Origin of the sequence: Salmonella sp. SAL00653 (assembly GCF_046552515.1) — a bacterium.
Lineage (GTDB): Bacteria > Pseudomonadota > Gammaproteobacteria > Enterobacterales > Enterobacteriaceae > Salmonella > Salmonella enterica.
In genome coordinates this window covers 215,383-228,815 of record NZ_JBGDTY010000002.1, presented here as the reverse complement: position 1 = coordinate 228,815, position 13,433 = coordinate 215,383, and the positions used below count along the sequence as shown (strand labels likewise).

Genomic DNA, 13,433 nt, shown 5'->3' with positions numbered 1-13,433 from the left:
CCGAATGTTTCGTGCTTATGGAGGAGTGGTAAAAATAACGATCATTAACTCTATTTTTGGATATGAGCTATACCCTCCTGACTATTGATAATGCGATATAAAACAAACAGACTTATTTCTCTTATCATGAAATAGAGCGATAAGCGCTTTCGTCCATACATCTCATTAGTACAACTGATAGTGTTATCATTTAATTGAGTGTAATCCGATAACAATTCTCTCCGCGTCTGAATAGATAGACTATGTTGCAATACAAACCTGCACATTTTTGCTATGTAAAATCCGCATCAGTTAAACCTCCCGATGGATAATACGATGGTGAGATTAAGGTAAATTTTCTGAAATGTGCTTCTGAAACAGTATAATTAGTCTTACTTTTTTCTTACTTTTGGCCTTTCAGAAGTTTCCTGAGTTTGCGTTAAGGTAAAGAAAAGTGTTCAGATTTACCTATAACTGTTTGATTTGTAATGTTCAGGTAATACTTGTGTCAATTATTGTTTACTATAAGTGAGACTTATAAGTTAAACTCAGGTTAATTAGGGGGCTGAATTCTTTTTTGAGCATGATAATATGTCGTCTGAATGATGGATGCAGTTACCTTTAGGATTGTTATGAATGAAAGCATATTTTTACTTGATAAGCGTGTTGTATTTGATAGTACGAAGATGACCTTATCGCATGGTAATGAGATAATCAGAGTATCAGAAGCTGAGACCCATCTGCTTCTTGCTTTTTGGCATGGTCTTTACAAAAAAGAAGATATTATTCATTTTGTTTGGGAAAATCGTGGAGGCTGCGTCTCAGAATCAAGTTACTATAAACTCATTAATCAAATGAGAAATGATTTTAGTAGCATTGGTCTACAGTCATCTGACATCGTAACTCGCCCTCGGGTGGGGGTATCGCTGTCTGTTACCATTGAACCTATAAAAAAAATCACCTCCCTAAAGGTGAGTGATGAAAACGTTAAAGGCACCACGACTCGGGAGAACATATTTTACAAAATTAAACGTCACAGCGTATTTGTGGTATTAACAGGAGCCATTCTTCTGGCATTGCTCTATGGTGTATTTACTATATATAAAGCGCCTGTTCGTAACAGCCCTGATAGTTTTTTTACATATCTTGGCGAATATAACGATTATGCAATCTATAAAACAAAAGAGGATAAGGTCACATTAAGTGAAGTAGTTTTTGCTTTTAACTCTCTAAAAATTAAAATTTACCGGCAAAATGGACGCCATCTTTATTATATCAGGGAGCCTAATATGAATATTTTTCTGCAATGCTTAAATCCTGTTGAAATGGCGGTGCCAAAATGTATTACAGTAAAAGAACGTTACTGATTATATTTGTAATATTTATCGCCATTGTCGCAATCGGATCGATAATAGCGCTTGAGTGGGTAAATCGTGACTCTTATAGAACCAATAATCTTATATGCACGACAAAATCAGAAGCGTATATTGCGCCACGAAAATTGTACATGGATGGTGGACTTGTGCTGGATCTTAAATCCGGCAGGATTACCCTACACTACGATGTTACTACCGATACGAAAGAGAAACGGCTTTTTTTTCGTGATATCTGCATCAGCAAACTGCGCAGAACGGGTATGAAAACATTTACTTTTAAAGTCAATTCAGTTAAGACTTTTGAGTCTGATACTGCTGGCGATTTGTTTTCCTGGTTGAGACTGTTACAGCCTGGTACGATTAATGAGTTAAAGATGGTCAAAATTGGGAAAAATACCTACATGTTTTCGCTTAATCGACATTTGTATAATGTGTGTACCACCAGTAGTAACGTTGAGTTATAGCCAATAATCCCTGTATTGATGGGAATTCGTTCCGTGATTTATGCCTCATCAGGCAGCGAACCTGGCATCTGGCTAACATATTGAATTTAGATATCTGCTATCGCTTATTCTAACGATAGTATCCTGTACCTGTTGGGTATTGATATTTTCTTGTCTATTTTCGGCACAGGGAGTGCCATCTTGCTATCATTAAGAACGTATAATCTATCTCTCAATATTGCTTTTCTATATTAATGTTACTTTAGTTAACCTATAAAAGCGTACAGTGGCAAAAGGAAGGCCGGTAAGAGGGCAATGATTTGAAAGTAAGAAAGCTATTTCTGATGTTGTTTATTGCCGTTCCACTGATCGTAATGATATTGGTGGGGTTACTCGCGGGTATCTTCCAGCTAAAACGAGATATCGCCGTCAGCGCCAATACGCTGCTGCGGTTTAGCGCGGATATATCCGCCGCCTCCTGGCAAGTCGCCGGAAAAGCCGCCAGACTGGCTGAGAGTTCTTGCTCTGACACGCTGAAAGAACTGTCCAGAACGCGGGCCTTCACTCCTTATGTCCGTGACATTGGGTTTCTGGAAAATGGCGATATCACTTGCTCCTTTGTCACAGGAACCGAACGCTATCATTTTTCCCGGCTGGCAGGGCTTTCTTTACCTGCTTCTTATCCGGAACGGTGGTTGCGATCTATCGGTAGTATGGCCGAAGGACCCGATCGCCTTGTTGTGGTGTATGTGAAAAAAGTAGCAGCGGATAAAGCGGCTTTCGTCATTGTGGATTCGCAGTATGTCCAGGAGCTCATGGAGATATTGGCTGCAGAGAGAGCATCAGCCTTTAGCCTGACATTCGGCGCAGGAGAGGCGATTACCAGCGCTGCGACGTTGCGCGGTAAGGCGTTTTTAACGCAGCGGTTCACCTCAACCGATCACACTATCCAGCTGATGGTGCGCACCCCTTTCTCAACGTTATCGGCATACTGGTTACAAAACCTTTTTATTTTTATTCCGCTGTCATTATGTCTTTCTGTAGGGATGATGTTGTTCTACAGGCGCTGGTATTTAAAACGCTTATCTCTGGCCCGGGAGATTGCCAGGGGAATAACGCACAATGAATTTACGGTACATTATCAACCTGTTTTTAATGTTAAACACGGTAGTTGCGGCGGCGTGGAGGCGCTAATGCGCTGGCCGCAACCGGATGGCCGTTTTATAACTCCCGATATTTTTATTACCGCCGCAGAAAATGAAGGCATGATTATTCCACTCTCTCGTCATCTGTTCGAACTGATTGTTCATGACGTGATAAACTGGACTGTACCGGATGATTTCTATATCAGCGTAAATATATCGCCTGCGCATCTTATGGATGACGGTTTTATACAAGATATAGAGGCGCTCAGGACTCGTTTGGGAACGATAACGCTTATGTTGGAGCTCACCGAACGTAGCCTGATTGTAGAACCTTCACAGGTCGCAGAAAAACTTTCAACGCTCCGTGAAAAAGGCGTGTTAATAGCGATTGATGATTTTGGGACCGGCTATTGCTCCCTCTCCTATCTCCAGCAATTACCTGTAGACTCTCTTAAAATAGACAGAACGTTTATCGATACCATTGATACCAGCAGCGATGATGTTCCTGTCCTGGATACTATCATTACGCTGAGTCAGCGACTGGGACTCAATGTGGTTGCCGAAGGGGTCAGTACCCAGCACCAATTGCGTTACATCTTAAGCCACGGGGTAGGATTCGTTCAGGGATTTCTTTATGCCAGGCCGATGGGGACTAATGACTTTATGAGTTGGCTTGGCAAGTCAGCCCAGCGGCAAAATGGTTTGCTCAAGGGGGAAAGCGGATCCGCGAGCGATCTGGTGGCTGAATAATGCAGGAACTCGCTACGGAAAAAAATTCAATAGCACGATATATCCTGGTAATATGTTTATGCCGTGAAGAAACGTGATAGCACTGGGGCGGATATTTTTATGAGTCAGAACAATTATCTGATTGACAAAAGGGTTATTCTTGATTGTGAACGAATGACGCTTTCCTGCGCCGGAGAGTCGATAACGATATCTGAATCGGAACGCAGTTTGCTTATCGCTTTTTATGAAGGCCTTTTTAAAAAAGATGATTTAATTAACTATGTCTGGGGGCGCAAAGGTGTCGTGGTCTCTGATGCCAGTTATTATAAACTGATTAACCAGCTACGAGGATCATTTGATAAAATTGGTCTTAAGGGGGCGTCTGTTGTGACTCGCCCTCGCGTGGGTGTTTTACTCTCAGTTTCCATTGAACCGTTGAGTGATGAGGCGCAAGATATGCCGTTGCCTGCTGTTGCTGAAACAGAATTATCGACGGTTGAAGTGCGGCACGATGATACTATCATTCCCCCAATACCGGGCGCTGTGAATAGAAAAGATTGGCTCTACTTTTGCCTGGCCGCGCTTCTGATGTTTTTTATGATTTATAAAGTTAAGGGTGAAAATATTGATTATTTTACCCTCAATGGTTCGTATGATGGATACACTTTTTATAGTGTAGGGCATGATAAAACCCATCTGACGGATATCGTTGAAGCGTACTCTGAGATGAGTAATGAAATACATAAACAAAACGGAAAAATCATTTATTACATTCGTGTGCCTAACACAAATATTTTTGTCCAGTGTCTTAACCAACTTGATATAGCGGAGCCGAAATGCATTTCCATAAAAGAACGTTATTAAGCGTGGCGACGCTTGGTATGCTGGCTGTTTCAGTCGTACTGATGGTAGTTTGGGTACGAAACAGTAACCATAGTTCTATTAATACTAATGAATTTTTATGTACGACAAGAACGGTAACGACGATACAGCCTAAAGATATCCATGCCGATGGCAGTCTTGTTCTTGATTTTAAGATGAAGAGAATTACGCTTCAATATGAAATAAAAACAAAAGATAACGGTGTAAAAATATTATACCGGGACGTGTATATGAAAAATTTACATCGAACAGCGCCTGGTGTTTATACGTTCGAAGTATCCCAGGTAAAAGTCTTTGCCACGGATACGGCTGGCGAGCTGTTATCACATTTACGGGTTTTGCATCCGGAAGCGGCTAATGAGATTCGAATATCTAAAGTGGGTGAGAAAACCTTTTTCTATTCTCTTAATCGGCAGCTTTATAACGTTTGTACCGCGCAGTAGATCTGAATGTTGTCTGAATGCGTCAGAAAGCGAGTTGCGAAATTGCCCTCCGCAAGGGTAAAGGTTAACTCGATCACCAGTTAAAGCACGTTAAAAACAATGAGTTATGGATTTTTACTCTTCAGGGAGGTAACTGATACTCGCTGATAACCTCTCGCAGTCCGCCTGACGGATGCGATGCCAGGATCGGGTCTGAAGCAACTATGAATTCGCTATTAATAAAAAAGTAAGAACTCTGTAAGACTGATTTCATATCCATTATCGAATATATCAGGTTATATTACCTCCGCAGTTGGCATGACTGGTAATAAGCGCATTAGGTGCTCTTAATCTAAATGCTATTTGTGTGCCATAAGTTCCGGTACCGCCTTAATTATATATCAAAAATGGAGTGGTTTTAATGAAAAGACGGTCTTCGTTCCTTGTTTTTTTAGGTTTATTATTAGCGTCACCTTTAGCTTTGGCTAACGATCAGCACACCGTATCGTTTGGTTATGCACAAACTCATCTCAGTTCATTGAAAAATAGCGATAGCAAAGATCTGCGAGGCTTTAATTTTAAATATCGTTACGAGTTCAATGAGACTTGGGGGATGTTAGGCTCATTCACCGCGACGCGCAATGAAATGGAGAACTACACCTGGAAAGAGGGAAAATTGCATAAAAATGGTTCCGATTCTGTAGACTATGGTTCTTTGATGTTTGGACCAACATATCGTTTTAATGACTATGTAAGCCTGTACGGCAATGCGGGTATAGCGACGATGAAATTTAATAAACACTCAAAAGAAGACTCCTTTGCCTACGGCGCTGGCGTAATATTTAATCCAGTTAAGAGTATATCTATCGATGCATCATGGGAAGCCAGTCGTTTCTTCGCTGTGGATACCAATACATTTGGTGTCAGCGTAGGTTATCGCTTCTGATATTACAAGTATAAGCGTTACGTTTATGGCAAGGAATTAAAAATAATACGGTGCTGCTACAGAATAGGGATGGTTATGAGCGCTCAGGTAATCTTAAGAGGAAGATAAAACACTCACCGTAGCGTTATTCTATTGATGAAATTATGATAAATTCACTATCGGAACAACTTCCGTTAAAAACGATAGGTATAGTTTTAACGGATGATTATTATACTTATTTAGGCATCGCTTCACTCTTTGAGGATGGGAAGTGCTTTATGTTCCCACTCAATGGAGAATATAATTCGTGTCAGATATCAGCTAGCGAAGATATCATAATTATTATTGATGGACGAGTTTTGATTCAGGGGGGCTGGAAAGGTTTTAAGGCGCTCATGCAGCATTATCCACATGCTCGTCGAATCTGGCTCACGCGCAGAGATATTGGAAAACTTTATCCACATGGCTGCGATAGAGATCCTGATATCGATCCCGATTTGGCAAAGCCTGTTTTTATTGAGCATTTCATTAAATACGCTTGTGCAAATGATGTAGCGGTCGGTGAACTTGCGCCGTTGACAAAAAAGGAGGAGGAGTTGTTATGGCACTTTTTATATAAAAAGTCGATGAGTCAGATCGCCAGTAGCTATGGCATGAGTCGTAAGACTTTGTACATTCATAGATTGCGTATCTGCCGTAAATATGGCTTCAAACGCTTTTTCCATTTGCTATTTATTTACCAAAGAAGTCGCCATATCTTCGCATCTAAAATTTGCCGTGTAGACAAAAACGCCGATCAGGCTTGAAGCAAAAAAGATGAAAAAGTTAACGATGAGAGAGTGTGAAAGCATCAATCCTACTATGCTGCTTGCCATTAAGATACTTATCTCGGCGCTTGACGAAAAAACAAAAATAAGGCTCAGAGAGCATATTGAAAAAACTGAACAAGAAATAGCCTCAAGCATACATGATAGCATCATGACAGAGACTTTTCTTCAGCAAATGAAAGACATTCGTTACATCTTAAATATAGTTCCTTGACGGCGTTCAGAAGCAAGAACGCGTTATTATTTAATGATTAATAGACCAGGTATTAGTATGAAAAAGATCTTAGTATGTTTCGTCGGCTTGGCTTTAACCGCATGTAGTGCTAATTCGTTGAATTATGGCGCTGAACAGGTACGGGTGATGACCAGCGAGCCAGGTAAGGAATGCAGCTACTTAGGGGATATCACGGGCAGCCAGGGGAATTTCTTTACCGGTGGCTGGACTTCCAACAGTAACCTGGAAACGGGTGCCCGTAACGATCTGAAAAACAAAGCTTATAAAATGGGCGGAAATACGGTAGTCCTGTTAACCCAGCGTGCAGGCCAGACAGGAAGTTCATGGCACGGTTCGGGCTCAAGCAAACAAACGAATGTCACGTTAAGCGGGAACGTTTATCGTTGCCCTCGTTAACCTTATTTTGCAGGCAATATATGCCTGTTTAGCGCGCGCGCCGCACTGGCGACGCGGGCGCTATTTGGGCTAACCTTGCTTTTTCTCGCTGTATTCCCGCCAACCGCCGCCTAATGCTTTATACAGATTAATGATATTCAGCTGTTGCATGAGCCGTGTGCGCACCAGGCGCTGCTGCGCGCCATAAAGCATACGATGGGTATCAAGCAGCGTAAGGTAGTCATCGACGCCTTCCTGAAAACGGAGTCCGGCCAGCTCATAGGCGATTTGACTGGCTTCAACCGCGCGTTGTTCTGATTGCACCTGGTCATTCAGCGTACGCTGTCCCGCCAGACCATCCGCCACGTCGCGAAAGGCTTGCTGAATAACGTTTTCATACCTGGCGATTTCAATCTGTTTTTGGACATGCGCCCTATCCAGGTCAGCGCGTAATGCGCCGCCGTGAAAGAGAGGCAAGGTGATTTGCGGTAGAAAACGCCAGCTTCCCGATCCCGGTTCAAAGAGTCCGCTAAGAGACGCGCTGGCCGTTCCCGCCGTGCCTGTCAGGCTGATGGTCGGGAAGAAGGCGGCGCGCGCTGCGCCTATTCGGGCGTTTGCGCCACGCAGCCTGTACTCGGCGGCGCGAATATCCGGGCGGCGTACCAGCAGATCTGACGGTAATCCGCCTGGCAGTGTGGTCGGGATCGCGCCTTCCGTAAGCGTGACCGCTTCGTTTAGTCGACGCGACAGTTCAGGCGTGAGCGGCTGGCCCAACAGCAATTCCAGCGCGTTACGATCCCGCGCCAACTGTCGCGTATACGCCGCGCGATTGATTTCGGCAGAACGCAGCGCGATCTCCGCCATACGCAGATCGAGCTGTGTGGCGTTGCCTGTCCGGGCAAGCTGGGTTGTCAATGTGTATGAACTTTTTTGCGCGGCCAGCGTATCCTCGGTTAAGCGCAGCAGCTCCCGGTCAGCCCGTAGCGTCAGCCAGGCGCTGGCGACTTCGGAAACCAGGCTCATTCGCGCCGCAATGTACGTCTCATCAAGCGCCATATAGGCGGCTAATGCCTGGTCGCTAAGGCTTCGCACTCGCCCCCAGAGATCCAGTTCCCAGGCCGTCGTCGCCCCAGCCATCTCGTAGCGTCGGTTAATCTCAGGCTCGTCCGTGACGCTGAGATCGGCGGGAGTGCGACCGGCGTCCATGGCGGTGGCGATGCCGAGCGTCGGCAGCATCTCCGCGCGCTGAATACGGTATAACGCCCGGGCGGCTTCAACATTGAGCCCTGCCTTGCGTAAATCCCGATTATTGCGTAACGCGATCGCGATCAGTTCCTGTAGAAGCGGATCGTGGAAGAAATCACGCCAGCCAATGTCAGCGGCATCCGGCGTGCCAGAAACGGTTGACGTTGCGTAGGGATAGACCATCGCAGTCGGCGATGCGGGGCGTTCGTGCTTCGGCGCCATCGTACAGCCAGCAAGCGTGGTGACGAAAGCAAGCGTCGCCAGCGTGGCGGTCTGCCGATAGCCTGTAAAAGTGATCTTCATTATGCCATTCCCATCATTATGCTTGCTGATCATGTGAATCAACGCGGTTCTCACGCTTTAATGCCATCCTGCGAACCACCACGTAAAATACAGGCGTCAATAACAGGCCGAAGAGCGTGACGCCCAACATGCCGGCAAACACGGCGATGCCCATCGCATGTCGCATTTCCGCGCCGGCACCCGTCGCGAGTACCAGCGGTACTACGCCTGCGATAAAGGCGAATGAGGTCATCAGGATAGGACGCAGACGCAGGCGGGACGCTTCCAGTACGGCGGTCAGCGGGTCTGCGCCGTCGTGTTCTTTGGCGCGGGCAAACTCGACAATCAAAATGGCGTTCTTGGCCGCCAGGCCGACCAGCACCACGAAACCAATCTGCGTAAAGATATTGTTATCTCCGCCAGATACCCACACGCCGACAATGGCTGAGAGTAATGACATAGGCGCAATAAGCAGGACGGCAAAGGGCAGCGACCAACTGTTGTACTGCGCCGCCAGGATCAGGAAGGCCAACAGCACCGCCAGCGCAAAGATAGCAAGCGCGGAGTTGCCGGCCTGTTTTTCCTGATAAACCAGATCGGTCCATTCGAAGACCATCCCTTCCGGTAACGTTTCACGCACGATCTTTTCAATCGCATCCGTCGCCTGTCCGGAGGAGAAGCCCGGAGCCGGTCCACCGCTAATATCTACCGAGGGGAAGCCGTTGTAATGGATGATTCTGTCCGGCCCCGACTGGCGCATAATCGTGACGAAAGCGCTAAGCGGGATCATCTCGCCCTTCGCATTGCGGACTTTAAGCAGGCCGATATCCTCTTGCTGCATACGGAATGGCGCATCGGCCTGCGCCATCACCCGCCAGGTACGGCCAAATCGGTTGAAATCGTTGACGTAAAGCGAGCCGAGGTTAATTTGCAACGTTTCAAAGATGTCGGTGAGCGATACCCCCATTGATTTCGCCTTTACCCGGTCGATATCCACCTGTAACTGCGGGGCGTTTGTCTGGAAACTGGCCAGCATATTGGCCAGTTCGGGCGTCTGCATCGCCTTAGACATAATCTCGCTTTGCACCTTTGTCATCGCTTCAAATCCCAGTTCCGCACGATCTTCAATCTGCAATTTAAAGCCGCCCGTCGCGCCAAGCCCTGGAACCGGCGGTGGCGGGAAGATGCCAATAAATCCGTCGGGAATGTGGCTAAATTTGTGCATTAGCTTTCCGGCGATAGCGTTAGCGGAAAGCGAAGGATCTTCACGCTCGTCAAAGGGTTTCAGCATGGCGAACATCAGCGCCGAATTTGGCACATTTACCGGGCCGTTAACCGACAGACCGGGGAAGACGACGACGCTTTCAACGCCGGGTTCCGCCAGCGCGATAGCGGACATCTGTTTCACGACCGCCTCTGTGCGATCCAACGATGCGCCGCTTGGGAGCTGGGCGATGCCGACGAGATAGTATTTATCCTGCGCAGGCACAAACCCGTTCGGCACCTGATGGAAGCCAAGCCAGGTTAGCCCCACAAAGCCAGCATAGAGCACCATCACAATGACGCTGCCGCGCACGGCCCGACGGACGGCGCTAACATAGCGGTTCGACGCGCTGTCGAAGAAACGGTTAAAGCGATGGAAAAAACCGCCAGTGACCGTGCCCATCAACCGCGTTAGCCAGTCAGCCTTCGCAGTATCGTGGTGCGGTCTTAGCAAAATGGCAGCCAGCGCAGGGGAGAGCGTCAGCGAGTTAATGGCCGAAAGGATGGTCGAAATAGCGATGGTCAACGCGAACTGACGATAAAACTCACCCTGCAGGCCCTCTAGGAATGCGGAAGGGATAAAGACCGCCGTCAGCACCGAGGTAATAGAAAGAATGGGACCAGTGACTTCATCCATCGCCTTCTTTGCCGCCTCTCCGGGGCTTTTGCCCTGCGAGATATGCCGTTCCACGTTTTCGACCACAACGATGGCGTCATCGACAACGATACCTATCGACAGGACCAAACCAAACAGCGAAAGCGTATTCAGCGAAAAGCCAAACAGGTGCATCAAGGCAAAGGTGCCGACCAGCGAAACGGGAACCGCCACCAGAGGAATAATGGACGCCCGCCAGGTTTGCAGGAACAGCACCACGACAAGGACGACCAGCACGAGGGCTTCCAGCAACGTAATCGCCACCGATTGTAGCGATGCGCGCACGAAGACCGTAGGATCATAGGCAATCCGGTATTCGATATCCTGCGGGAAGTTTTGCTGCAACTCATCCATTTTGCCGCGAATCGCGTTAGAAACGTCAATCGCATTGGCGCCCGGACTTTGAATAATCTGTAACGCTGGCGCCGCTTCGCCATTCAGTAAACTGCGCAGCGTATAGGCATCTGCGCCCAGCGTGACGCGGGCGACATCACGCAGACGCGTCACCTCGCCGTCAGCGCCGATTTTTACCACAATCTCGCCGAACTATTCTTCGCTGGTCAGGCGGCCCAGCGTGTTTACCGTCATCTGAAAAGCGGCGGAGGCCTCCGGCTGTTGCCCGACGGAACCGGCGGCGACCTGTACGTTTTGTTCCCGCAACGCCGTAACGATATCACTGGCGGTAAGACCGCGGTTGGCGATTTTCGCCGGGTCCAGCCAGACGCGCATGGCGTACTCGCCCGCGCCCCAGACGAGAACATCGCCGACGCCGGGTAAACGGGCCAGCTCGTCGCGAACCTGCCGGATGGCGAAGTTAGACAGGTAAAGCGAGTCATAGCGTTTTTGCGGCGAGACAAGATGGACCACCATCAACATATCGGGTGACGTTTTCTCCGTTACAACGCCAATTCGCTGGACTTCTTCGGGCAGGCGAGGCAGCGCGCGGGATACCCGGTTTTGCACCTGAATTTGCGCCATATCAGGATCGGTTCCCTGTTCGAAGGCGATAGAGATAACCATGCGACCATCAATGGCCATCTGGGTATTCATATACAACATGCCGTCAACGCCGTTGATCACCTGTTCCAGCGGCGCGGCTACCGTATCGGCAATCACTTGCGGGTTAGCGCCGGGATAGCTGGCGCTAACCTGTACCGTGGGCGGCGTAACGGCCGGATATTCACTCAGCGGCAGTTTTAAAAAGGCGATAGCGCCAGCCAGCAGCATTAACAGCGACAGGACGATGGCGAAGATGGGGCGTGCAATGAAAAAGTGGGTGAATTTCATTGGCGCACCGCCTTCGGCGCACTGTCGCCGTCCGCTTTAGTCAATGTCGCGGTCTGTTTGTCGGTCACATTCTGCCGCATCGGCACCAGACGCGGCGCAACGGTCATGCCAGGACGCACCAGCCCCTTGAGGATGATTTTTTCTCCCGGCTGTACTCCCTGTGTAACGACGCGGAGTCCATCGACCATTTGTCCCAACTCAACCGGACGATACTCCACCTGATTCTCCTTGCCGACGATCAGCACATAGTTTTTGCCCTGATCGGCGCTCACCGCCAGATCGTCAATCAGCACGGTTTCCCGCGGCTCGCCGATGGGCAAACTGATTCGGGCAAACAGGCCGGGAGAAAGCATTCCGTTGGGGTCAGGAATCACGGCGCGCGCCCGGATAGTGCCGGTGCTGCGGTTCATCTGATTGCCCATAAAGTCGAGTACGCCCTGATAAGGCAGCCCGTTATCGGTGGTTAACCCCATGTTGACTACCGGTGGATTTTTGTCGGAGCGGGTATGCCGTAACGCCTTCAGCCAGGTGGCTTCGTCAATATCGAAATACACATACATGGGATTGTGAGACACGATAGTCGTCAGAAGCGTGGCGTTACCCGCTACGCCGCCGCTGACCAGATTGCCCCGGGTCACCAGTATGCGGTCAACGCGTCCGGCAATGGGCGCGGTAATACGGGTCCAGGAGAGTTCAAGGCGCGCTGCGGCGACGGCGGCTTTGGCCGATTGCATCTGCGCCTGTCGCGCATTACGCGTGGCGGTGACATCGTCAGCGTTTTTACGTGATACGGCGCCGCTGGCGACCAGTCGTTGAATGCGATCGAAATCCGCCTGCGCCTGGCGGGCCAGTACTTCAGCCTGACGTAATTGCGCGACGGCGGTGTCGAGGGCGACCTCGAACGGGCGCGGATCGATCTGGAACAGCAGTTGTCCGCGGCTTACCAGACGTCCTTCCGGAACGCTGACGGCGTCAAGGGTTCCTCCCACGCGCGAACGCAGCTCCACGGTCTCCGGCGCGGCCAGAAAACCGGTGAATTCCGCCGTAGGCGCGAGTGTACGGCTAAGGGCTTTAGCAACCGGTACCGACGGTGGAGGCGGCGCGCTGGCCGGTGGTCCGACGGCGTTGTCTTTATCCCATAGTGCTTCGCCGGCCATGTAAATCACGCCCCCGCTGGCGGCGATGACGCCGGCTATCAACATAATTTTGAATGTTCTACGCATGTCGTTTCCCTCTTTACCGCAGCGTGTCGGCCATTCCGCAACGCTGCCGCAGAATTTTTGGCAAAGGCTAGGCGTTACAACGAAGGAAAGGTCAAGCGCTCCTGACGGGTTTTTTCGGGGCGTGGGTCGGCATCGTGGCG

The 13,433-nt window shown here is 48.8% G+C and carries 10 protein-coding genes and 2 pseudogenes; 9 read left to right on the top strand and 3 right to left on the bottom strand.

Features of this window, described 5'->3' with window-relative positions:
* Positions 1-611: 611 nt before the first annotated feature.
* From ACLJRU_RS03815 to ACLJRU_RS03775, 9 genes and pseudogenes are all read left to right on the top strand, one after another.
* Positions 612-1,346: a transcriptional regulator gene (locus tag ACLJRU_RS03815; RefSeq protein ID WP_023137646.1), complete on the top strand. Its 735-nt coding sequence runs from the start codon at positions 612-614 to the stop codon at positions 1,344-1,346.
* Positions 1,319-1,619, top strand: a pseudogene (locus ACLJRU_RS03810) (hypothetical protein). The gene ACLJRU_RS03815 and the pseudogene ACLJRU_RS03810 overlap by 28 nt, the downstream one beginning before the upstream one ends.
* A gap of 499 nt (positions 1,620-2,118) precedes the next feature.
* On the top strand, positions 2,119-3,693 hold the full coding sequence (locus ACLJRU_RS03805; protein ID WP_001539243.1) for an EAL domain-containing protein: 1,575 nt from the start codon (positions 2,119-2,121) through the stop codon (positions 3,691-3,693).
* 99 nt (positions 3,694-3,792) lie between these two features.
* Positions 3,793-4,536, top strand: coding sequence for a transcriptional regulator (locus tag ACLJRU_RS03800; protein WP_011264205.1), 744 nt, complete (start codon positions 3,793-3,795; stop codon positions 4,534-4,536).
* Positions 4,509-4,997, top strand: coding sequence for a hypothetical protein (locus ACLJRU_RS03795; protein WP_000545421.1), 489 nt, complete (start codon positions 4,509-4,511; stop codon positions 4,995-4,997). Before ACLJRU_RS03800 ends, ACLJRU_RS03795 begins: the two co-directional genes overlap by 28 nt.
* Before the next feature lie 400 nt (positions 4,998-5,397).
* Positions 5,398-5,922: an Ail/Lom family outer membrane beta-barrel protein gene (locus tag ACLJRU_RS03790; protein WP_000830237.1), complete on the top strand. Its 525-nt coding sequence runs from the start codon at positions 5,398-5,400 to the stop codon at positions 5,920-5,922.
* Between the two features lie 143 nt (positions 5,923-6,065).
* Positions 6,066-6,707: a helix-turn-helix transcriptional regulator gene (locus tag ACLJRU_RS03785; RefSeq protein WP_001539248.1), complete on the top strand. Its 642-nt coding sequence runs from the start codon at positions 6,066-6,068 to the stop codon at positions 6,705-6,707.
* 10 nt (positions 6,708-6,717) lie between these two features.
* Entirely contained in the window at positions 6,718-6,942 is a 225-nt protein-coding gene (locus tag ACLJRU_RS03780) for a membrane protein (protein WP_000737127.1), read from the top strand.
* Between the two features lie 57 nt (positions 6,943-6,999).
* Positions 7,000-7,359, top strand: coding sequence for a DUF4156 domain-containing protein (locus ACLJRU_RS03775; protein ID WP_000722978.1), 360 nt, complete (start codon positions 7,000-7,002; stop codon positions 7,357-7,359).
* Positions 7,360-7,428: 69 nt separating this feature from the next.
* Here ACLJRU_RS03775 and mdsC read toward each other — a convergent pair whose 3' ends face one another.
* The 3 genes and pseudogenes from mdsC to mdsA all read right to left on the bottom strand — a co-directional run bounded on the left by mdsC (position 7,429) and on the right by mdsA (position 13,293).
* Positions 7,429-8,886: a multidrug efflux transporter outer membrane subunit MdsC gene (mdsC, locus tag ACLJRU_RS03770; RefSeq protein ID WP_001539251.1), complete on the bottom strand. Its 1,458-nt coding sequence runs from the start codon at positions 8,884-8,886 to the stop codon at positions 7,429-7,431.
* Positions 8,887-8,902: 16 nt separating this feature from the next.
* Positions 8,903-12,070, bottom strand: a pseudogene (mdsB, locus tag ACLJRU_RS03765) (multidrug efflux RND transporter permease subunit MdsB).
* Entirely contained in the window at positions 12,067-13,293 is a 1,227-nt protein-coding gene (gene mdsA / locus ACLJRU_RS03760; RefSeq protein ID WP_001254861.1) for a multidrug efflux RND transporter periplasmic adaptor subunit MdsA, read from the bottom strand. Before mdsA ends, mdsB begins: the two are co-directional and overlap by 4 nt.
* Positions 13,294-13,433: the final 140 nt, after the last annotated feature.